23 protein-coding genes are annotated in these 20991 nt (G+C 47.2%); 4 read left to right on the top strand and 19 right to left on the bottom strand.

The annotated features are described in order from the left end of the window. Positions 1-90: 90 nt before the first annotated feature. Complete coding sequence (corA, locus tag MKY97_RS08895) at positions 91-1026, top strand: magnesium/cobalt transporter CorA (protein ID WP_123065051.1); 936 nt, start codon at positions 91-93, stop codon at positions 1024-1026. Between the two features lie 119 nt (positions 1027-1145). Here the strand turns inward: corA and MKY97_RS08890 are convergent, their stop codons facing one another. The 15 genes from MKY97_RS08890 to MKY97_RS08820 all read right to left on the bottom strand — a co-directional run bounded on the left by MKY97_RS08890 (position 1146) and on the right by MKY97_RS08820 (position 13495). Further along, positions 1146-2147, bottom strand: a complete 1002-nt coding sequence (locus MKY97_RS08890; protein ID WP_342555085.1) for an HRDC domain-containing protein — start codon at positions 2145-2147, stop codon at positions 1146-1148. 180 nt (positions 2148-2327) lie between these two features. Then, positions 2328-3206 carry an ROK family protein gene (locus tag MKY97_RS08885; RefSeq protein ID WP_342555084.1) on the bottom strand — a complete coding sequence of 293 codons (879 nt, stop codon included), beginning with the start codon at positions 3204-3206 and terminating at the stop codon, positions 2328-2330. 78 nt (positions 3207-3284) lie between these two features. Next, positions 3285-3971, bottom strand: a complete 687-nt coding sequence (locus MKY97_RS08880) for an MOSC domain-containing protein (protein ID WP_342555083.1) — start codon at positions 3969-3971, stop codon at positions 3285-3287. A 28-nt stretch (positions 3972-3999) separates the two neighbouring features. Beyond that, positions 4000-5106, bottom strand: coding sequence for a phosphodiester glycosidase family protein (locus MKY97_RS08875; RefSeq protein ID WP_342555082.1), 1107 nt, complete (start codon positions 5104-5106; stop codon positions 4000-4002). Between the two features lie 8 nt (positions 5107-5114). Beyond that, positions 5115-6008, bottom strand: a complete 894-nt coding sequence (locus MKY97_RS08870) for a 5'-3' exonuclease H3TH domain-containing protein (protein ID WP_342555081.1) — start codon at positions 6006-6008, stop codon at positions 5115-5117. 196 nt (positions 6009-6204) lie between these two features. After that, a complete protein-coding gene (locus MKY97_RS08865; RefSeq protein ID WP_342555080.1) occupies positions 6205-6567 on the bottom strand; it encodes an arsenate reductase family protein in 363 nt (120 codons plus the stop codon). A gap of 987 nt (positions 6568-7554) precedes the next feature. After that, complete coding sequence (locus MKY97_RS08860; RefSeq protein ID WP_342555079.1) at positions 7555-8571, bottom strand: RluA family pseudouridine synthase; 1017 nt, start codon at positions 8569-8571, stop codon at positions 7555-7557. After that, positions 8568-9143: a cob(I)yrinic acid a,c-diamide adenosyltransferase gene (locus MKY97_RS08855; RefSeq protein WP_342555078.1), complete on the bottom strand. Its 576-nt coding sequence runs from the start codon at positions 9141-9143 to the stop codon at positions 8568-8570. The genes MKY97_RS08860 and MKY97_RS08855 overlap by 4 nt, the downstream gene beginning before the upstream one ends. Before the next feature lie 89 nt (positions 9144-9232). Beyond that, entirely contained in the window at positions 9233-9769 is a 537-nt protein-coding gene (locus tag MKY97_RS08850) for a bifunctional adenosylcobinamide kinase/adenosylcobinamide-phosphate guanylyltransferase (RefSeq protein ID WP_342555077.1), read from the bottom strand. 36 nt (positions 9770-9805) lie between these two features. Continuing rightward, positions 9806-10357 (bottom strand): hypothetical protein, encoded by a 552-nt coding sequence (locus MKY97_RS08845; protein ID WP_342555076.1) that lies wholly within the window; start codon positions 10355-10357, stop codon positions 9806-9808. Between the two features lie 183 nt (positions 10358-10540). Continuing rightward, the gene (locus tag MKY97_RS08840; protein WP_342556286.1) at positions 10541-10729 is read right to left on the bottom strand and encodes an aspartyl-phosphate phosphatase Spo0E family protein; all 189 of its coding nucleotides are present in this window, start codon (positions 10727-10729) and stop codon (positions 10541-10543) included. A 222-nt stretch (positions 10730-10951) separates the two neighbouring features. Then, on the bottom strand, positions 10952-12160 hold the full coding sequence (locus MKY97_RS08835; RefSeq protein ID WP_342555075.1) for an aminotransferase class I/II-fold pyridoxal phosphate-dependent enzyme: 1209 nt from the start codon (positions 12158-12160) through the stop codon (positions 10952-10954). A gap of 13 nt (positions 12161-12173) precedes the next feature. Then, positions 12174-12674, bottom strand: coding sequence for an Lrp/AsnC family transcriptional regulator (locus tag MKY97_RS08830; protein WP_342555074.1), 501 nt, complete (start codon positions 12672-12674; stop codon positions 12174-12176). 159 nt (positions 12675-12833) lie between these two features. Further along, a complete protein-coding gene (locus tag MKY97_RS08825) occupies positions 12834-13217 on the bottom strand; it encodes a spore coat protein (protein WP_342555073.1) in 384 nt (127 codons plus the stop codon). A 44-nt stretch (positions 13218-13261) separates the two neighbouring features. Next, positions 13262-13495 carry a hypothetical protein gene (locus MKY97_RS08820; RefSeq protein WP_342555072.1) on the bottom strand — a complete coding sequence of 78 codons (234 nt, stop codon included), beginning with the start codon at positions 13493-13495 and terminating at the stop codon, positions 13262-13264. A gap of 95 nt (positions 13496-13590) precedes the next feature. On the opposite strand from MKY97_RS08820, the gene MKY97_RS08815 reads away from it, so the two are divergent. After that, positions 13591-14835 (top strand): FAD-dependent oxidoreductase, encoded by a 1245-nt coding sequence (locus tag MKY97_RS08815; protein ID WP_342555071.1) that lies wholly within the window; start codon positions 13591-13593, stop codon positions 14833-14835. Positions 14836-14934: 99 nt separating this feature from the next. Here the strand turns inward: MKY97_RS08815 and MKY97_RS08810 are convergent, their stop codons facing one another. The 4 genes from MKY97_RS08810 to MKY97_RS08795 form a co-directional block, all read right to left on the bottom strand. Then, on the bottom strand, positions 14935-16155 hold the full coding sequence (locus tag MKY97_RS08810) for an MFS transporter (protein WP_342555070.1): 1221 nt from the start codon (positions 16153-16155) through the stop codon (positions 14935-14937). Between the two features lie 129 nt (positions 16156-16284). Next, the gene (locus MKY97_RS08805; RefSeq protein WP_342555069.1) at positions 16285-16845 is read right to left on the bottom strand and encodes a hypothetical protein; all 561 of its coding nucleotides are present in this window, start codon (positions 16843-16845) and stop codon (positions 16285-16287) included. A 120-nt stretch (positions 16846-16965) separates the two neighbouring features. Next, on the bottom strand, positions 16966-17385 hold the full coding sequence (locus MKY97_RS08800; protein ID WP_342555068.1) for a DUF350 domain-containing protein: 420 nt from the start codon (positions 17383-17385) through the stop codon (positions 16966-16968). Between the two features lie 68 nt (positions 17386-17453). Beyond that, entirely contained in the window at positions 17454-19820 is a 2367-nt protein-coding gene (locus tag MKY97_RS08795; protein ID WP_342555067.1) for an endonuclease MutS2, read from the bottom strand. 190 nt (positions 19821-20010) lie between these two features. Here MKY97_RS08795 and MKY97_RS08790 point away from each other — a divergent pair, with 190 nt between their 5' ends. Then, positions 20011-20370, top strand: coding sequence for a phage holin family protein (locus tag MKY97_RS08790; RefSeq protein ID WP_342555066.1), 360 nt, complete (start codon positions 20011-20013; stop codon positions 20368-20370). A 229-nt stretch (positions 20371-20599) separates the two neighbouring features. Then, positions 20600-20977 (top strand): cytochrome C oxidase subunit II, encoded by a 378-nt coding sequence (locus MKY97_RS08785; protein ID WP_342555065.1) that lies wholly within the window; start codon positions 20600-20602, stop codon positions 20975-20977. The last annotated feature ends 14 nt before the right edge of the window (positions 20978-20991 follow it).

Genomic DNA, 20991 nt, shown 5'->3' with positions numbered 1-20991 from the left:
GGCTTCGCTGCCGACCGGCTGATCTGTTCTTTTGCGCCCATATTAATGATGATATCCGCCAAGACGGCGGGTGCAGAAGGAGTAGATAACATGAAAATCCGGTTGGTTAACAATGGTGTATTTATCCCGGTGGACGATATTCAGCAAGCGCTGACTCCGCCAGCGGAAGGATTCTACTGGATTGATGCGGATGTGGACGATCTGGCTGTACTGCAGCCTCTGTTCTCCATGCATGATCTGGCTGTGGAAGACTGCTTGAGTGATGAGGAGCAGCGCCCAAAGATCGAAATTTATGAAAATCATTATTTTATTGTTATTAACAGCATTCGTTTTGATGATGAAGAAATATTCCTGCGGGCAGTAAATCTCTTTCTCGGCAGACATTTCATCATCAGTGTAACCAAACAGAAGGTCAGTGAACTGCGTACATTGAAGCCGATCCTGTGGGAACAGGAGATCAGCAGTCCCGACCGTCTGCTCTATCTGCTGGTTGACTTGATCGTAGATAATTACTTTACTGTTGGTGACCGAATTGAAGCTCGCATTGAAAAGCTTGAGGAAGACATTCTAATGCATACCAAAAAGTCACATTTGAATGAAATTATCGGGCTGCGAAGCGAGATTTTATGGCTGAAGAAGGTACTGGGACCTCAAAAAGAGGTTATCAATACATTAAACAAAAAAGATCTGCGTCTCATTGATGACCAGCTGCAGAAATACTTCAGTGACATCTATGAGAACGCCGTAAAAATATCAGAAACGTTCGAAACCTACCGCGATCTGATGGGCAACTTGCGAGAAGCTTATCAATCCAGTATTGCGAACCGGGCGAACGAGATCATGCGGGTGTTTACAGCCATCACGACCGTGTTCATGCCGCTGACCGTTATTACCGGAATATACGGAATGAACTTTGATAACATGCCGGAGCTGCACTGGAAATACGGTTATTATGCGGTGATTGGCCTGATGATTACGCTCGGCCTGACGATGTTCTTTATTTTCCGCAAAAAAGACTGGATCTGAAATGACCGCAGTATCCGTCTTATGACACAAAATACATGTTGAAGACGAAGCGCTCCTTCCCGGAACGACTTCGTCTTTTTGGTCTTTACGGCTTTTGTGTATTTCTGAACGCTTTCCAACTAACCTGCATTGCGTTCGGTTTCGGCGTGTCGGCGGAAACGAATGCGAATCATACGTAATCGCTCATAGACCTGTTCCAGGCTCCCTCCTTCCGGACGCTCTCCTCCATACACTTTATGTAATACAGGCTTCAGAAACGCATCTCCCAGTTCCTCATAGGCATTCCATACTGCCTCTTGTTCCGTTTCAGGCATAACGGCCAGTTCGACGTCAAGCAGCGAATCTGTGTCGTACCCTTCCAGATCCAGTGCCTCCAGCAGTTCGATTAACTCCCTGCGGGATAGACCGGAGCGATTCACAATCTCTTCCAGAGTCTGTCCTTCTTTCATTCCTTCCAGCACATGTTTACGTGTAACGAATTTGTCCAGTTCCTGCTTGTATTTCTGCTCTTTCTGTTTGTACAACCAGCTTTCGTACTCGTCCTCTCTCAATACGGTATATACCCAGTCCAGCGGAAAAGATCTTGATCTTTCAATGCCACTTGTCATTTCCAGCCATTCCATTCCATATTCCGCAGCTTTGCTATCCCCTACGCCAGGAAGCTGTATCAACTCGTCCATCGTCTGCGGAACAAAAGCGCTGATCAGACGCAGCAGACGATTCGTTGCGACAAAATACGGAGCTTTCCGATCACTGGCGGCTTTCTGCCGTCGCCATGTACATAGATCATCATATAACTGTTCATTACCATACAGCTCGCTAAAACAATGCAATCGCTGGCCCGCATAACTGCGCTGCTTCAAATCATCTTTTTCATCATATAATCCATGCAGCAGCGGACGGTAGCCCTCGCTCATTCTCATGGCTAGCTGATGACGATATATATGCAGCAGTTCCACCCATGAATTCCCTTCGTACCAGATCGTATCCTCCCGGTCCCCTGCTTCATATCGGCTCCACCCCAAATGCCAGATGCTCTCCTCCTCGCCAATCCATAACTGGGCAATTTCCTCAGTGTGCTCTGACATTCTGGATAATTTGTTCATAAAAATAACTTCCATTACCATTCCCTCCTTTTTACATTTCAGCCTGTACGATTAATGAAATATTCTCTGTTTCCAAACAGCACGAAAAAGCACCCCTCCTGCAAAATGGCTGCAAGAGAGGTGCTTCCTCATTAATCGTACTATACTGCTACTCCTATCATACCACACTGGTAAAATTCGTCAATCCTAGAAGCGTTATTTGCACAAGGCCAATTTTGCCAGTGCCAATGAACCGCACAACCCCGCATTGTCTCCCAAACCGGGTGGAACAACATACTGATCTATTCCGGCATGAAGTGAAGGATGCTGCACATAACCTGCAAGCAGTTCCTGCAGTTTTCCGCGAACCATCGGGAACAGATGCTCCTGCTTCATTACGCCTCCGCCCATCACAATTTTCTGAGGGGACAGAATCAGCACGTAATTCATCAGAGCGTGTGCAAGATAATGGGCTTCAATCTCCCACGCTTTGTGATCTGCCGGCAGTTCATAGGCTGGCTGTTCCCAGCGTTTGTTAACAGCTGGACCGGCTGCAAGACCTTCAAGACAATCCCCATGAAACGGACAGAATCCTTCGTATGTATCTTCCGGATGCCTTCTTACCATGATATGACCCATCTCGGGATGGGACAATCCATGAACCATTTTCCCGCCGACCACAGCTCCGGCACCAATACCTGTACCTACTGTTATATACAGACAGCTGTCCAGTCCCTGTGCAGCTCCCCAAGTGGCTTCGCCCAGAGCAGCTCCGTTCACATCGGTGTCAAATGTCATGGGTACATCAAAGTGTTCCTTGAGTTTGCCAATCATGTTGTACTGTCCCCAATGCGGCTTCGGTGTGGTGGTAATGTAACCATATGTTGGGCTGCCTTCAATTGGATCAATCGGACCGAACGAACCTACACCCAGTGCTTCAACACCTTTACCTTCAAAGAAAGAAATAACCTGAGCCATCGTTTCTTCCGGTGTGGTTGTAGGAAAGCTTACTCGTTCCAGAACCTCTCCACTTTCTGTCCCAATGCCGCATACAAATTTGGTTCCGCCTGCTTCAATCGCACCTAAAACTGTCATGTTGGTCTCACTCCCCTGTTGATTTAGAAGAAGAAATGCCGCTGGCCCAATAGAACAGCAGCATTCCTGTAGAATGGTTTAGTTACGCTCAAGCTTGTTCAGCCGTTTCAGTAATGACTGCTTCCAGCTGTCCGATAGTGCAGGCACAGATAACAAAGCCCGCATTCCCTCCTCATCCTGTTTCCCTTGATGCATAATTCGATTAGCCTCTAGAATTGTCATCGATGCAGCATCCGTCTGGACTCGTTTGAAACGTGGTGCAGGGCCGACTTCTCCCTCCTGCAGCACTCTGAAATAAAATCCTGTATGACCGCTTTCCTGAAAATAGACAGGCAAGTCCTTATAATTATATCTTGCACTCAGCTTGAAGCACGGCTGCCTGGGCTGACTGACCTGGACCTGCGCATCTCCGATTTCAAATACATCACCAATGCGCACCTCTTCTTCCTTACAGCCAGTAACGGTCAGATTCTCTCCGAATGCTCCCCAATCCAGCTTACGGTCCATCAATCGCTCAAGGGCTGAATACCTGCTGTAGTCATATACACAAACAGCTTTATCAGGACCGCCATGATTCACAAGGTCTGCCTGCCCATCCCCGGTCATGCCAGTGAAGGATAGAAATACGGGGACAGAGACCGGATGTTTCACGATACCGCTCAACACTTCACGCTTCTGACCAGGCAGTGGTTTAGGCTGCCCTACATTAATCGCCAGGACGGCTGTACCGTCTTTTTCTGTTATCAGATCAGGTATAGATGTCATGCCGCGTCATACCTCCTGCTATCCGTTTTTATCGAACAGAACCACCGAATACGAGGGTATTGCTTAACAGTCTCCCTGGAGAGGTCAGCATCTTGCCGCCTGCATACATGCCTGATGATGCACCCCCATCCAGATTCATTGCCTGTTTAGCTCCCAGCTTCTGCATGATGGCTGCCCATTCTTTTATTGTAGCACCTGATACGGTAGCAAGCATCACTGAACCATCGGCCATGATTGCAATTCCACTTCTTGCACCGGACGCATTCAGAATCTTGGGATCTTTGAACCCTTCACCTGCGGGATTTACAGCAATCTTGCCGTCTTTAATCAAACGCGGACCAGCGCCAACAGCAGTCACGACATCCTGCCATGGAATCTCCTGACCAGATGCATTGGTATATCTGTAGTTCATCTCTACGGTAGAACCTACAGTGAAACGGTCTGCTGTGGATTTCTCTCCGCCTGTGAAGACAAGCACAGCACCATTTTTGGGAATGGCCGCATTTGTATTAGGAACTTTTTTGGTGACTTTGCCCTTTTCTATGACAACTGCGGTACCTCCCTTAAATCCAACGTTCGCTCCACGCTCCGGAGTGTACAGCATCGAGATGCTTGCATCTGCTGAAGGTGTGCGATTAATAAACGTCGCATACCAGCTGCGGGATTTTCCCTTCGTATCCGTAACCGTGCCCGTCAAACTCACTTGGAGCGAATCCATTACAGCTGATCCGTCGGATTTAAAGCCAATCGATGTTCCATATCTTCCTATATGTATAACTTTTCCGTTTGCTATTAACATCCCGTAAGGATCAGGTGCCCCGTGATAGGCTTCGAAAAAAGCCCCGTTAATTGCTGCCTGTGCACCGTACGCTTTTACAATGGATGGCAAAGTCGCGGTTTGACCCACCTGTTTCTTCGCAAGTCCTACGGTTACCGGTGTACCTTTGGGAATCGAAACGGTCTGCACGCTAAAACTGCGTCCTGCTGCTTTTACTTTCTGTACTTTCGCGCTAATGGCTGCCTTCGCCTCAACTGTCTGTGGAGCACTTATCGCCCCCGAAAGCAGTACCGGAAATGCCAGGACAAGGGCCAGCGCCCCGGTCCACCACTTTTTATTTGCTATTCTCGCTGTCATCCTGCTGCTCACCCGATCGCCACTCCCATCCAAGAGCCTAGGCTCTTCATCTCAAGTTGTTCAAACTTGTCCATCACCATATCCGGATCCAGACGCAACTCACAGCCATCCAGTGCACATGCCACCGGAACCGCACAGTGAATCTCTGCCAGTTTGCGGGACAGATGCAGCATATCGAGATCATTCTCGATTTTTTTGCGAACTGAAGGGGTCAGCTTGTCCAAATTGCTCAAAATCCCTTCAATCGAGCCATATTCCTGCACTAACTTCAAAGCCGTTTTCTCGCCAATCCCCCGTACTCCAGGATAATTGTCGCTGGCATCCCCCATCAAGCCTTTCATGTCAATCACCTGACGAGGCGTCAACTGTTTCTCAGCCATCAGCGTTTCAGGATTGTACACCATGTAGTTGCCATGACCTTTTTTCATAATAATAATACTTGTGCGGTCATTAATCAGCTGCAGCATATCATGGTCACCCGTCAGCACCATTACATTCATATCGGTTTCTTCGGTGTAATACTTGGCAAGCGTCCCGATACAATCATCGGCTTCGAATCCTTCAGCTCCAATATTCGGAATATTAAGGCTGTCCATCACTTCACGAATGAGTGCAAACTGGGGAATGAGGTCATCCGGAGCTTCGGCACGATTTCCTTTGTACGCTGCGTACTCCTCACCGCGAAACGTCTTGCCTCCCATATCCCAGCAGCAGATGACATGGCTTGGTCCAAATGTCTGAACCGCATCCCAAAAATAACGGATAAAGCCATAGACTGCATTAGTCGGAAGCCCTGCCTTTGTGCGTCTGATATATCCGCTTGCAGATGTTGCGTAGAATGCACGGAACAACACTGCCATACCATCTACCAGTAACAAAGTAGGTTCATTACGTTGATTCACTTGAATTTGTTCTCTCCTTGATCTATAAAAGTTGAACATTTAATTCAACCTCGATAGCGTATAAAATATCGAAACTCATTCTACCATTATAACATAGTTACGCCAACCCTCATTACAGCATAATTATGCCACCTGCGTAGTTAAGCCAAAAAAGCCCTGAATTGTGAACAATTCAAGGCTTAACTATAGCATTAGATTAGACAGCGCTCCATTCCTGCTCATATGTTTCTTCTTTAAAACCAACCGTCACTTTGTCACCATCCGTCACAATCGGCCGTTTGATTAGGCGGCCATTGGAAGCCAGTAAAGTAATCTGCTCCTCCTCTGACATGCCGGGCAGCTTATCCTTGAGCTGCTGCTCTTTGTACACTTCCCCGCTGGTATTAAAAAACTTTTTAACTTCCAGCCCGCTCTTCTGAATCAACTTCGTCAATTCGTCTTTGGATGGCGGTGTGTCGAAAATGGGGATCAGCTCCAGCTCATGTCCTTTCGCTTCAAGCCATTTCACGGCCTTGCGGCACGTACCACATTTAGCATATTGATATACTGTAAGTTTCATGGATGTTGCCTCCTCGGGGGACTCGGGGGCTCGGGTTTCGACCTCTCGCTTCCCTTGGTTTGCTCCGCAAATCCAAAAGTCGCTCCATCCCGATACCCTCGCCCTGCATCTTTTTTTAGTCGAATGCGGGCTTATCGCCCCTCACTACGACGTGATTTTTCAACATTTATTCCAACATCTACAAAGAGAAATGTTGGGAGATTCCGTACCTTAAGATCTTAGAGGATTATGGGAATCAGGCTTAAACTACCTTCAACCCTGAGAATCTTAAAAGCTTTAAAGTCTCTTTAGCCTTCGGCGTGCTGTTCAGGTGCTTTGCTCTCTGAACTTTAAGGCTCAAACACCTTAAAGCTACAAAACCTCTCTAGCCTTCGGCGTGCTGTTCAGGTGCTTTGCTCTCTGAACTTTAAGGCTCAAACACCTTAAAGCTACAAAACCTCTCTAGCCTTCGGCATATTGTTCAGGTGCTTTGCTCTCTGAACTTTAAGGCTCAAACACCTTAAAGCTACAAAACCTCTCTAGCCTTCGGCATGCTGTTCAGGTGCTTTGCTCTCTGAACTTTAAGGCTCAAACACCTTAAAGCTACAAAACCTCTCTAGCCTTCGGCGTGCTGTTCAGGTGCGCTGCTCTCTGAACTCTAAGGCTCAAAACCTTAAAACTCGAAAACATCTTTAGCCTTCGGCGTGCTGTTCAGGTGCTTTGCTCTCTGAACTTTAAAGCTCGAAAACCTTAAAGCTCAAAACCTCTCTAGCCTTCGGCGTGCTGTTCAGGTGCTTTGCTCGCTGAACTTTAAAGCTCGAAAACCTTAAAGCTCAAAACCTCTCTAGCCTTCGGCGTGCTGTTCAGGTGCTTTGCTCGCTGAACTTTAAAGCTCGAAAACCTTAAAGCTCAAAACCTCTCTAGCCTTCGGCATATTGTTCAGGCGCTTTGCTCTCTGAACTGTAGACACCTTTATTTACGAACATGCAGCTGCGTCCAAAATCATGGTTACTTTTCCGCTTGGGTATGTCCATCTGCGTCCTGCAGCACTTCTCTTGGCGCCGCCTCGGCATCTAAACGTTTCTCCAGTGTGGCCATATCAGCCGGAAATGGAGCCTGGAACGTCATACGTTTCCGGAGAATCGGATGTTCAAACGTGAGCTCACACGCATGCAGCGCTTGGCGTTCAATCCATGCATCCCGTTCTTGCCGAACTGTCAGTATCTTCTCATTCACGTCATGCATCGGCAGCGTTTTATACATACGATCACCAATCAAAGGACAGCCAATCGACGTCATATGTACACGAATCTGATGTGTTCGCCCGCTCTCCAGCTTCAAACTTACAGCACTGGCACTGCAGTCCGCCCAGCGTGATAATGTTCTATAAAGGGTTCTGGCTGCATACCCATCAGGTGTAACGATGCGGCGATGTGGTTCCTCAGGATCACGGTCAATCGGGCCGTCTACGGCTCCCTGTTCAGGCACAGGACTGCCGTGTACAAGTGCGATATACTTTTTGTCCACCGTACCTGCGATCATCTGCTCGGACACATGCTGGTGTACATACGGATTTTTGGCGATCGCCAGCACCCCTGAGGTTTCCTGATCCAATCGATGGATTGGCCGGAACCGAAACTTCTCGCCTTTCTTTTGCCAATAATGAACTACGCCGTTAGCCAGAGTGCCTGTATAATGCCCATGGGTTGGATGCACGATGATTCCGGCATCTTTGTTCACAATGAGCAGATGTTCATCTTCGTACAGCACGGTAAACGGGATATCCTCCGGCAGTATATCATCCGACTCCTCCTGCTCCATCCGCACTTCCACCAGATCACCTGCACTCACTTTGACACTGATATATACCCGTTCACCATTGAGCATTACACCCTGTTCGGTCAGTTTGATTTTGGACAAAAGTTTGCGCGAAACCAACAGCCGCTTCTGAAGCACGGTTTTCAACAGCCATCCTTCCTCCTGCTCCGTAACCGTGTAGGTGATTGGCGCATAATACGGGCTCATTCTTTGCGGCGGAATACTTTTTTGCTCCGCACATATTCAATATCAGCAACCTGCTGTCTAGCATTGGCTGTCCGTGCCACAACAAAGAAATAGTCCGATAGACGGTTTAAATACCGACGTACCGACGGATTGATATCCGCATGCTGCCCCAGCGTAACCGTGCGGCGCTCTGCCCGGCGGCATACCGTACGGCACACATGCAGTGCTGATGACAGCTGACTGCCTCCAGGAATGATAAAACGTTCAACCTTCGGATTTTCGGCATCATATTGATCGATCCACTGTTCCAACCGAGTAACCATTTCGTCCCGCACTTTGTACTTTGTCTCACTTATACGTACAAAAGCCAGATCTGAGCCGCAGTCGAACAGCTCCTGCTGCACTTCCAACAGATTTTCGCGCAAATCCTCGAACTCCCCATTGGCAGCGTCAATCAAGCTAATCGCTTGACCAACGAAGCAGTTTAATTCGTCAATCGTACCGTAAGCTTCTACCCGGTCATCATCTTTAATGACCCGGCCTCCGATCACCGAAGTTTGGCCTTCATCCCCGGTTCTTGTGTATATCCCCATCCTTAATCCCTCCAATTTACAATTTAAGCTGTATGGCCAAATGCCAGACATTTCAGCCTGATCATTTACCACTTATCCATCCAAATCCTCTAATCCTCATAGCGCACTTGTTGGGCCTTCATGTCCAGTGCAATGCCGGATACCAGCATGTACATCTGTTCCGCATGGGCGTGCAAAATCCGATTAACCGAAGCCATTCTCGCAGCAAAAACACGTTCCTCTTCCGATGGATGCAGGCTGCCGTGCATCTCGTTCGTAATCACCAGGATCTTCCCCTGATAAGACAGCAGTGCTTCAATCAGAAGCTGCGTTTCTCCACGCTGTTGGTGCAGATCCACTGCTGTCCTGAAACTGGCCGCCATCCAGGATGTCAGACTATCTACGACCACAATGCGTTGGTCCGCCAGAAACAGATTGGATTCCCGATTAATCTGGGTCACCACTTCTGCAAGTTTTGGACCGTTCCCCGCTTGAATGGCACGATAATGAGCGGATGGCAATTCGGGCATAACGGGATCATGATCACCAGTGGATAAATATACACCCTCCCGGCTGATTTGGGCTGCGTGTTTCAGCGCAAAACGCGTTTTACCACTGCCAATGCCGCCCGTGACCGTAATCAGCAATCCGCTCCCTCCTTCTATACTCTTCTAAAATGAATGTTACTCCGTCAACGCCTTAAGCACTTTTTTTGACTCGTCTGTGTTAGCTGCCGACAATGGGATCGTAGCGAACAAATTGCTTGGAGCATAGTTTACGTCTTTGAACATCTGCATATCCTCTACCGGAATTCCGTACAGATGCGTTTCCTTTTTCATGTCTGAACCGTCGTCGCCTTTCCCCTTTTCAACCAATACAGACCCTTCAAACACACCGCGTTCGTATTTTTTGACATCAAACGTATCATCCAGCGGCACATTCGAGCCGTTCTGACCATACTGCTTCATATCATTTTCAGGCAAAATGAAGATGTCGTGACTGCCTGCTGCATATTCAACCATTATTTTTTGAACATCATACATCGCACTTGTAATAATTTCGACTTTCGGCTCTTCACCGAGCTTTTTCTGCAAATTTGCCTGCAGTTGTTCCGAAATACCGGATGGATTGCCCTGATTATCAATGATAAACACCGTGAATCCGTCTTTGCCCCCACATCCGGCTAATAAAAAAATGAATGAAACCATAACTGCAAGCCCCAAAAATCTCTTCATTCCAGCTCCCCCTTTAGTATCCTAAGTCCAATATATCACAATTGTTCCACGCAAAAAAATAACTTGGTTATTCAAAAGCGCCTGTAGAGGCACAGCAAAAAAGAGATCCTCTCGGATCTCTTCTCCAATGTGTCATTCAGCATTTCTCTAACGTTATATCCAGCACGTATCCAGCATCCGTAATTATTTGGGCTTGACTGGGTTAGCCTTCATGTATTCGTTAATTTTGAGGTCCAGCAAACTGCTGATTTCAATAACAATATCAGAAGTAAATGATTTTTCTTCCAAAAAAATCTGTTCCATCCTGCGCCGAAGCATATGAATCTCATCTTCCAAGGAAATGTTATGCAAGGATGCGTGATCAGGGTTCACCGACCATCGGTCGCCATGATCGCCTTCTGCCAGAACGTGTCCACGATTCGTCGGTAAATCATATTCAACACAAAACAAAGCTAACCCCTCCTCGGAAAATGTCTTTTCCAAATATATGAAATCTCATTTCAAATTGAAATTATATCATAATATTTTGTAAAAGAAAGTATTTTTTTGGTAAAGTTCCAGATAAAATTATTTAAACCGACCTTCTTCTTTCTATTAACCCTCTTTTTGAACTTTATAAACAAAATTTCCGATTCGTTCCAATGCTTCATTCAATTGGGACACCGAAGTCGCATAAGAGCAGCGTAAAAATCCTTCTCCCTGCGGACCAAATACGTTACCGGGCACAGCAGCCACCTTGTTCTCCGTTAACAAACGTTCAGCAAACAGGTCAGAATTCAGGCCAGTCTTCTGAATACTTGGAAAAGCGTAGAACGCACCTTGAGGTTCATGGCAATCAAGCCCGATCTCACGGAATCCCTGTACAATCAAACGTCTGCGCTGATTATAAGATTCAACCATCCGGTCTTTCTCACCCAGTCCGTTAGTCAGCGCTTCAAGAGCCGCTACCTGTCCCATTGCCGGAGCACACATCACGGTATATTGATGAATTTTGAGCATCGCTGCAATAAGCTCGGGATGTCCGCACATATAACCAATCCGCCAGCCTGTCATTGCAAAAGCCTTCGAAAAACCGCTTACCAGAATTGTACGGTCTTTCATGTCAGGAATTGAAGCAAAGCTGACATGTTTTTGATTATACGTCAATTCAGCATAAATTTCGTCAGCAATCACAATCAAGTCATGCTTTTTGATAACTTCGGCAATCGGCAGCCAGTCTTCATAAGTCATAATGGCACCTGTAGGATTACTCGGATAGCATAAAATAACGACTTTTGACTTCGGTGTGATGCTGGCTTCCAGCGCTTCAGCCGTTACCTTGAACTGATCTTTCGCATATGTCTCCACGCCAACAGGGACGCCTCCGCCAATCGATGCAATTGGCGAGTATGCTACATAAGATGGTTCCGGAATCAGAATTTCGTCTCCCGGTACAATCAATGCACGCAGAGCGAGGTCAATCGCTTCACTACCGCCTACGGTAACAATGATCTCGTCTTTGGGATCGTATTTGGTATCAAACTGCGTATCCAGATAATGACTGATTGCTTCACGCAGCTTCGGCATACCCGCATTCGATGTGTAGCTGGTCATGCCTCTTTCGAGCGAATATACGCAAGCTTCGCGCATATGCCAGGGCGTTACGAAATCCGGCTCCCCTACACCCAGTGTGATGATATCCTTGTTGTCACCCACCAGATCAAAAAACTTGCGAATACCGGATGGCGGAATCTGCTTAACGAGCGGAGCCAGATATGAGGACATCGTTTTGCTGCTTCCGGTTGTCTGTTCATTCACTATCATGGCACATCTTCCTTTACGGCGAGATCATGAGACGGTTGTCTTCCTGATGGTCTTCAAAAATAATCCCGTCCTGCTTATATTTTTTAAGAATAAAATTCGTCTTGGTTGACAGTACTGAATCGATTGGAGACAGCTTCTCCGATACAAAGTTCGCGACTTCACGCAGATTGCCGCCCTCCACTTCAACGAGCAGATCGTATGCCCCTGACATGAGGTAAACGGACTTTACTTGTGGATAGAGATAGATGCGCTCGGCAATTCCTTCGAAACCCCGGCCGCGCTCGGGCGTAATCTGAACTTCGATCAGGGCCGTTACTTTCTCATCATCGATCTTGCTCCAGTTCACCACGGTTGCATATTTCACAATGACATGGTCCTGTTCAAGCTGTGCTACAGCAGCTTTAATATGATCTTCCGACTCCCCCAGCAGCGTTGACAGCAGTGCGGGAGTCCTTCTCGCGTCTTCTTTCAACAGATCCAGAACTTTAAGTTGCAGATCGTTCAACTCTTTCATCGTTTTCCCTCCAGCGTCATCCAGGTTCCTGAAAATGAATTAATACTTATATTACATGAATTTAACGTTGATGCATAGACAAAAGACCGCCTGCCCTGAATTCAGGCAAGCGGTGGTATGGTCCGGTTCTGGGTATGCTTCAAAACCCTTGTTCACAGGTTACATGTAATAAGGGTTACCGTAATTCGGCTGACGTGGAGACACATTCGGGATCTGGCTGTAAGTGCTGTTTTGAACCGTTTTCTCCTGCACGAACTGCTGGCACTTTTGCTGTGCCTGGTGTGCAGACTGAATCTGCTTATCCAGATCCTGACGGGGTGCTTTGGCGGAAGCCGAATACATGTTGTTCTGCTGCATCAGGTTGAACAGTTCACCCTGCAGCCGGAGTGTATCATTTGTCAGTTCATTAAACATGCTGCGCACCATCGGACATGATGACTCCGTCGTTGCTGTTGTATACTCGCGCGAAGTTCGTCTTAAATCGGCAAGAATCGTTTTAAGCAAATCCTGCTCCTGCATAAAATTACCGGTTTGATTGTACATGTATTTTCCTCCTATACGCTGATATTACTAAGACTGCCTGTGATTCATTGAGATTGAGAAGGCGCAAGGGACTGATGCTGATGCAGTGTCTGGATCAGCGTATTCATATGCTGCTCATGGGAGCGAACATATTGATTCAATGCCTGCTGAATTGCCGGTTGAGTGGAGATGGAAGCTGTCGCTGCACACTGCTTGATCAGCATCTCCTCATTGGAGATGGAATCGGCAATATAGTTCAGTTCCTTGGGGCTCAGTGCTTGCATCTGTGAATGCTGCATGTACGTCTTACCTCCTTGATCTAAAGTTTATGCGAGCTTATTGTTACCTCGAATTGCAAAACTATACCAATGTGATGACAAAGGAGCTGTTTCAGATGGATCTCGTGTATGGCACACCTTATTGGCCTTCGACTTATAAACCGGACTTTGAATATCCCTCTTTAAATACGGATATTTTATGTGACTGCCTGATTATAGGCGGTGGTATGGGAGGTGCACTTACTTCCAGACTGCTTGCACAGCGCGGCATAGATACCGTTGTCATTGATAAACGAAAAATCGCTCATGGGAGCAGTTCGGCCAATACCGGTCTGCTTCAGTATACTAATGACAAAACGTTGACATCCTGCATCAACACGTTTGGAGAAGAGAAAGGCGTACGATTTTATCAGCTGTGCCGTGAAGCCATGCAGCAGCTTGGCGAGATTGCCGGAAGTCTGAAGACCGATCCGTGGTTTATTCCGCGAACCAGCTTTTGCTTTGCCAGCTGTGAAGAAGATGTCGCTTTGCTGGAGGAAGAGTATCATACCCTGCAAAAGTATGGATTTGATGCAGAGCTGTGGAGTGAAGATCGGATCAAGAATCATTTCCCTTTTGCTAAGCCTGCGGCCCTTTATACCAAGGGAGATGCTGAAGTCAATCCATATCGCTTTGTCCAAGGTTTGTTTGAATCTGCACGGGAGCATGGTGCCCGGATTTACGAACAGACTGAAATGATACACTGTGATTATGATGGCGAAGGGGTATGGTGTTATACTCCTAATGGCAAAATTCGAGCAAAACAGGTGGTTTATGCCGCCGGATATGAAACTCAGGAGATCAAGAAGGATCGTGGAGCTTATTTGAAATCCACGTATGCAATTACTACCAAACCGCTGCCTGATATGAACAGCTGGCATGAGCAAGCCATGATCTGGGAAACGGCACGTCCGTATCTATATATGCGTACCACTCCGGACAATCGCATTATAGCGGGTGGTCTTGATGAAGAGACACCTGCCGAGGATCAGCGCGAGCTTCGTTCCAAAAACCAAGGTGCTGTTCTTCTGGAAGAGGTTAAATCGTATTTTCCACTTGAAGCTCTTGAAGTGGATTACGCCTGGGGTGCGGTGTTTGGCAATACGCATGATGGTCTTCCCCTCATCGGAACGCATCCTGATTACCCTCATTCTTTCTTCGTTGAAGGTTACGGAGGGAACGGAACGGTTTACAGCATGATTGCAGCCTCTCTGATCGCAGATGCGATCACCGGTAAGGACAATGAAGACATGAAGCTCTTTTCCTTAACCAGAACGAGTAAACCTTCTCCTCCCAAAACAGACGATCTACCCATGCTTTAATCCAATTCCTCCGTATCAACGTAAGCAGAGGAAAAGATCATAAAGGGTACTGCAGAGGAAATTCACATTTCCTTGTACAGTACCCTTTTCACGTTCATATTAGACAGCTGCATTCGAATCCTCAGATGCCGTTTGTATTAACAATTTCCGCATAAAAATCCACCCGATCAGCGGGAATGTACCTAACAAAATGATCAGCCAAATTAACACCTGCTGCGATGGAGCATTTATAACCGCAATTAAGAATATGATCAAACCAAAAAGCCGTCCAGTCATGAGACACAGCTCTCTTAATACGACAAGTTCAACTCTTTTCTCTACATTTTCGCCGCTTGTGCCCATCATGTCGAAACCTGCGGATATCATCGGCAAAATATAAAGCGGCATCGCTGCTGCACTACCGATCCCCATAAAGAGCAGCGTCCCGTAATTGACTTTCCAGAGCAAAGGCAGCAGAACCAAAAGCAGCAGTATAGAGCCCGTCAGCATGCCTTTAGATCTATAATTGGGCTTAAACCATTTTCCTGCGGCCCAGTAACAGACCAAAGCCACCGCTGAAGTAATCAGAGAAAATTGTCCAAGTTTGTACTCTTGAGCTGTTGCCAAATATACAAGCAGTGTAATCAAAAAGGCAAATACGCCTTCCCGTACCCCTTGGGCAAACAGCCCCATCGCCAAAGGACGCCATGGACTTTGCGATGCAGACAGCTGCCGAACTGGTTCTGACCAACGGTATGTACCGCTGACTTTCCGTTTTTTCAGAAAAAAACTGAAGACTACGGCGATGATATAAATGACAAGTGACACCGTAAAGATGAGCCGGTACCCCGTATTATCTGCCATGCGTGAAATAATGAATCCGGAAAACCACGGCCCGATAATTCCCGTCATAGAGCCCAGCAATCCAACCCAGCCATTAAACAAGTCTCTGTTATCGCGATCGGTGACTTCAAAATACACAACATTAAAAGCGAGCCAGAACAGTCCCAGTGCACAACCCAGCAGCAGTCCAAGCGGCCAGATCCAATCTACTGCACGCGCACCGGTCCACAGAACCAGCATATAGAAGACGCCAGATAACCCTGTTCCCAGTCTGAGCGCATTCATTTTGTTGTGTTCTTTGACCCACTTTCCGGCGAGCCAAAACGTCAGACCGATCGCCAGCTGCTGACTTATGGTGAACCAGCCGAGCATAGCGTAATCCGGGCGGCTCTTCCAGAGAAACACGTTCAAAAATGTACCGGATAATGCTCCGGCTAACGCAAACAATCCATTCACGCCCAAAAGCAGAATGGATTGTCTTCCTAAAGAAATCTTCATCTGCCCCCTCCTTGATCACCTGAAGCAAAAACATGAACAGGCTGCTCTTGGGTTTAACCTGCCCCAAGCGGAAGAAAAACATAATGATTCTTTAGGTTTGTATAAAATTAGCTCTCCGTAAACGATTGCTTACTGTGCACTCAGGTTCTGAATCAACCGCAGACGGTCATCCTCAGACAAACTGTATTGGACTTGGAAGCAACCTGAGCAAACATAGGTCAGGACCGTAAATGGAGGTGCCAATACGGATCCTTTACCTGAAGCAGCGTTCGCGATCGGCGTAAACGTATCCTGACTGGCTGCCTGTGATCCGGCAAGAATCATGAACTCCCGGCAATTCGGACACTCCGGTACTTCCTCCTGCTGGTCCAACTGCTTCTCCACACCCTGCTCATACTGAATGAGATCATTACCCTCGTCTGCGTATTTGTTCAATGTGCGCAGCTCCGGCAGTTTAAGTTCGACCTCGTCCCCCCATAATGAGGTCAGATCCGAGATTTGCTTTTGATCCTTCACTTCGACATCATAGAACTCTTCCTCGGTTTCATCGCTCTCTTCGTCGCCAATGTTAATATTCAGTGTACGGTAACCATTCAATTCATTGTGACAATACGGACATTCTTCTTCAGGTCCCAGCTCCTCGTCCCAAACAATTTCCGTCTGACACCAAGGACATACTGTTGTTTCCATCGTGTATCAACCTTTCTCTTTCATATAATTACGTGTTTATCACATAGATTACACCGATGGCAAAAAAAACAATCGATGCCGCAAACAAAATCCGTATCAATAGTTTCATCATCGATCCCCCTAGATAATGCTTGCGCCGATCACAAAGGACAGTGAGACAGAAATGATCATCGATATCAATCCGACTGCGCGATTATCTGCTTCAATCTCCCGGTCGATTGAAAACACTGGCGTCAGAAATTCAAACAAAAAATAAGCAGCAAGCAGCAGTACGAACCCGACTATGGACCATGTCATCGCTTCATAAACGGAAGATTTCGCTTGAATGCAAAAACGCAGCACGTTGCATATTCCGAAGATTTTACCTCCTGTAGCCATCGCTACAGCTACGTTTCCTTTCTTGATCTCCGTCCAGCATTTATATTTGGTCACCAGTTCAAAGCATGCCAGAAAGACGAGCAGCTCCATAATCGCTACTGAGAAGAAACCGAGGACCATCCCCAAAGGATGGGACAGCAGTCCGTCAATCGCTTCTTTCACTCCCCATTCTCCTTCCGAATCCGCTCTTCAGATCAACTGAACAGCAGATTTATTCATTCGTGTTCCGGCTATTCAAGCTCAGCAACAGTTACACCATTGCCGCCCTCCCCATAGTTGCCCAGACGATAACTTTTAATATGTTTATGCTTCCGCAGGTAATCCTGAATACCGGAACGCAAAATTCCTGTACCTTTACCATGAATAATATACACTTGACCCAAGTTCGCAAGGAAAGCCTCATCAATGAAACGGTCTGTCTCCATCAGCGCCTCTTCCAGATTCGTGCCGCGCAGGTCGAGCTCGCTCTTCACATTATCATCACGAGTTCGTTTCATGCCCGTAACCGGTTTTTGCTTCGTCTGCTTCGCTGCAGGTGCGGCCTGCTGCAGTTCCAGATCGTCCAGCGACACTTTCATTTTCATAATTCCGAGCTGTACAACGGCGTCTTTGCTGCCAGCCATCTCTACGACATGTCCCTTCTGATTAAGACTATACACAAGCACTTCGTCCCCAGGACCGATAGCACGGGCTTTCGGAACAGCTGCCTTTTTGACCGTTTTTCTTCGCTTCTCCGGCTCTGCTTCATCCAGCTGTTTGCGGGCTGCAATCAATTTGTGCTCCTTGACAGAAGCACCTTCTTCCATAGCCAGCTGACGAAGATCAGCAATAATTTTCTCTGCTTCTGCACGAGCCTTATCTACAATGCTGCGGGCATCTTCCTCTGCTTTTTCAATCCGGCGGTCACGCTGCTGTTCCAGTTTCTCCAGCTCCGCCTGATGACGGCTGCGTAATTTTTCCATATCTTGACGAAGCGTCTCCGCTTTCTCACGTTCCTGTTCGGCCGTAAGACGATTCTCTTCGAGGGAAGCGATCATGTGCTCGATCCGCTGATCTTCTTCTTTCACTTCACCGCGGGCATATTCCAGAATGTATCCTGGCAGGCCGAGTCGCTCGGCAATTGCAAATGCGTTACTGCGCCCAGGTACACCAACCAAGAGGCGGTATGTCGGACTAAGCGTATTAATATCAAACTCCATGCTCGCATTAATGACTCCTTTGCGCTCATACGCATAGGCTTTCAGCTCACTATAGTGAGTTGTTGCTACCATACGGCAGCCTGTCCGGTGCATATGCTCCAGCATGGAAATCGCAAGCGCAGAACCTTCTGCAGGATCTGTTCCTGCTCCAAGCTCATCCAGAAGGATGAGACTTTTGGGTGTCATATTTTTCAGAATACGAATGATGTTGGTCATATGGCTGGAGAACGTACTCAGATTCTGCTCAATGCTCTGCTCGTCCCCAATATCAGCGTAAATGGCATCAAATACGCACAGCTGACTGCCGTCCTCGGCTGGAACAAATAATCCTGACATAGCCATCAAACTCAACAGGCCTATTGTTTTCAGCGTTACCGTTTTACCACCTGTATTCGGTCCAGTCACAATAATAGAGGTATAGTCATTCCCAAGCTCCACGTCAATTGGGACAACATGCTCAATCGGAATCAGAGGATGACGTCCTTTTTTCAGCTTGAGGAATCCCCTGTCATTCATACGAGGCAGCGTTGCTTTCAGCTCACGGGCAAGGCGGGCTTTAGCAAAGATGAAGTCCAAGGATGCCAGCAAATCGACATCATACAGCAGCCATTCTCCCTGCTCACTGACATGTGCCGTCAATTTCTGCAAAATCACTTCAATTTCACGTTCTTCCCTGATCCGGGTTTCACGCAATTTATTGTTCATTGCAACGATCGCTTCCGGCTCGATGAACAGAGTCGCGCCTGAACCCGACTGGTCATGGACAATGCCGCCGAAATACGAACGGTATTCTGCCTTAACCGGAATAACAAATCGATCTCCGCGAATCGTTATGAGCTGGTCCTGCAGCATTTTGGAGACGGTAGACGAACGAATCATGGAATCCAGTTTTTCACGAATGCGAGCTTCTCCGCCCCGCAATTCACGACGGATCTGTGCCAGCGTCACACTTGCACTGTCTGCCACCTCCGCATTGTCATCGATACAGATCCGAATTGCGTCCTCCAGCTCCTTCTGCTCGGACAACTGATCACTTAAAAAGAATAGGGATTCAATGGGTTCATCCTCATGCAGTGCTGCAATCTGGCGTTTCAACCGTCTGGCCGCATTTGTCGTATTGGAGATGCCAAGCAGTTCATGCGGATTCAGGGTCCCGCCAATCTCGGCCCGTTTCACGGACGCTGTGATGTCTACAATCCCTCCAAAAGAAGGCGATCCTTTGAGTCGGTCAAAGGTGAACGCTTCATCTGTCTGCTGCAGCAGACGTTTTACTTCTTCAAGTTCACTAATCGGCTCAAGCTGCTCCGCTTTTTTCTTGCCCATTGACGTCTGGGCGAAGCCAAGCAATGTATTTAAAATTTTTCGATATTCGAGTGTGTGTAATATTTTCGTGTCCAAATGTACAACTCCTTCCAACCTATATCTGTATTATAACGAAAGAAACTTTGCCGCGCTATTTAACGAATCCTTCCACACATAACTTGAAGTACAACACCACAAACTACGAGAGTCAGGATTGTGCCATCCATTCCGCTCGCCTTCGAGCCTGTGCTGTGCCCAATCCAATCTGAACAAAGGAGGTAACCCCATGAATTTTCTGGGTCATGTCGTACGATTTATTATCGCAGCTATTGTATTAATGGTCGTTAGCTGGATCGTTCCCGGTTTTGCCGTTGGCGGTTTCTGGAGCGCATTGATGCTGGCTCTGGTCATCGCACTGCTGGGCTGGATCATTGAAGGCATCTTTGGCAGAAGAGTTAATCCGTTCGGCCGGGGAATCGTCGGTTTTATCGTGAGTGCACTGGTGATCTGGCTCGGTCAATATGTCGTTGATCACGTTGAAGTCAGCCTGCTCGGTGCTATTCTTGCTGCTTTGGTCATCGGGATTATCGATCTCTTCATCCCGGTATCCACACCGTTTGATGCTGGAAGAAACTCCAAAAGCTAAACGCAGGCCGCTTGTACAAGCTTGACTGTTTGCAAGAAATGTAACCTCGGAAGGCCTTTGGCCCGAAGAGGTTTTTTCGCCGTATTTCGAAAAACGGGCAGCTAATTTGTATTCTTAATCACTTTTCAAGAAAACGTCATACCTGACATGTACAGGCGTCTGCAGATTGAGGTATGATGACTTGAGAAATCATTCAAATTTTATCCATCTTACATGTTTAAGGAGGCACATGATGAAGAGAGGTATAGCATGGCTTGCCGCCTGTATGTTAATCCTTGTTCTCGCTGCATGCGGAAACCCCAAAGACTCAGGAGCATCATCCGAGCCTGAGGTTCAGGCCAGTGAACAACTGGTAATTAAGGCAAGCAACTACGAGTTTGACCAACCTGAATACCGACTCAAAAAAGGGGTTCCTGTTAAAATTGTCTATGAAAATGTAAACGGGAATCACGGTCTGCTTGTACCCGAGCTGAATCTTCGGCTGGACACCCAAAAAAGTTCCAAAGTGATTACCCCGGACAAAGCTGGTGAATTCGAGATGTCCTGTTCTGTTTTTTGCGGTCCCGGCCACAGCAGCATGATCTCCAAAATCATCGTAGAAGAATAACTTCATCACAAGGA

Source organism: Paenibacillus sp. FSL R7-0652, assembly GCF_038595045.1.
GTDB lineage: Bacteria > Bacillota > Bacilli > Paenibacillales > Paenibacillaceae > Paenibacillus.
This window is presented reverse-complemented; position numbering and strand designations above follow the sequence as displayed.

Excerpts from the sequence above, each read along its gene's own strand:
- corA (WP_123065051.1), top strand. The coding sequence starts at position 91 with ATGAAAATCCGGTTGGTTAACAATGGTGTATTTATCCCGGTGGACGAT.
- MKY97_RS08890 (WP_342555085.1), bottom strand. The coding sequence starts at position 2,147 with ATGGAAGTTATTTTTATGAACAAATTATCCAGAATGTCAGAGCACACT.
- MKY97_RS08885 (WP_342555084.1), bottom strand. The coding sequence starts at position 3,206 with ATGACAGTTTTAGGTGCGATTGAAGCAGGCGGAACCAAATTTGTATGC.
- MKY97_RS08880 (WP_342555083.1), bottom strand. The coding sequence starts at position 3,971 with ATGACATCTATACCTGATCTGATAACAGAAAAAGACGGTACAGCCGTC.
- MKY97_RS08875 (WP_342555082.1), bottom strand. The coding sequence starts at position 5,106 with ATGACAGCGAGAATAGCAAATAAAAAGTGGTGGACCGGGGCGCTGGCC.
- MKY97_RS08865 (WP_342555080.1), bottom strand. The coding sequence starts at position 6,567 with ATGAAACTTACAGTATATCAATATGCTAAATGTGGTACGTGCCGCAAG.
- MKY97_RS08860 (WP_342555079.1), bottom strand. The coding sequence starts at position 8,571 with ATGAGCCCGTATTATGCGCCAATCACCTACACGGTTACGGAGCAGGAG.
- MKY97_RS08855 (WP_342555078.1), bottom strand. The coding sequence starts at position 9,143 with ATGGGGATATACACAAGAACCGGGGATGAAGGCCAAACTTCGGTGATC.
- MKY97_RS08845 (WP_342555076.1), bottom strand. The coding sequence starts at position 10,357 with ATGAAGAGATTTTTGGGGCTTGCAGTTATGGTTTCATTCATTTTTTTA.
- MKY97_RS08835 (WP_342555075.1), bottom strand. The coding sequence starts at position 12,160 with ATGATAGTGAATGAACAGACAACCGGAAGCAGCAAAACGATGTCCTCA.
- MKY97_RS08830 (WP_342555074.1), bottom strand. The coding sequence starts at position 12,674 with ATGAAAGAGTTGAACGATCTGCAACTTAAAGTTCTGGATCTGTTGAAA.
- MKY97_RS08825 (WP_342555073.1), bottom strand. The coding sequence starts at position 13,217 with ATGTACAATCAAACCGGTAATTTTATGCAGGAGCAGGATTTGCTTAAA.
- MKY97_RS08820 (WP_342555072.1), bottom strand. The coding sequence starts at position 13,495 with ATGCAGCATTCACAGATGCAAGCACTGAGCCCCAAGGAACTGAACTAT.
- MKY97_RS08815 (WP_342555071.1), top strand. The coding sequence starts at position 13,591 with ATGGATCTCGTGTATGGCACACCTTATTGGCCTTCGACTTATAAACCG.
- MKY97_RS08810 (WP_342555070.1), bottom strand. The coding sequence starts at position 16,155 with ATGAAGATTTCTTTAGGAAGACAATCCATTCTGCTTTTGGGCGTGAAT.
- MKY97_RS08805 (WP_342555069.1), bottom strand. The coding sequence starts at position 16,845 with ATGGAAACAACAGTATGTCCTTGGTGTCAGACGGAAATTGTTTGGGAC.
- MKY97_RS08790 (WP_342555066.1), top strand. The coding sequence starts at position 20,011 with ATGAATTTTCTGGGTCATGTCGTACGATTTATTATCGCAGCTATTGTA.
- MKY97_RS08785 (WP_342555065.1), top strand. The coding sequence starts at position 20,600 with ATGATGAAGAGAGGTATAGCATGGCTTGCCGCCTGTATGTTAATCCTT.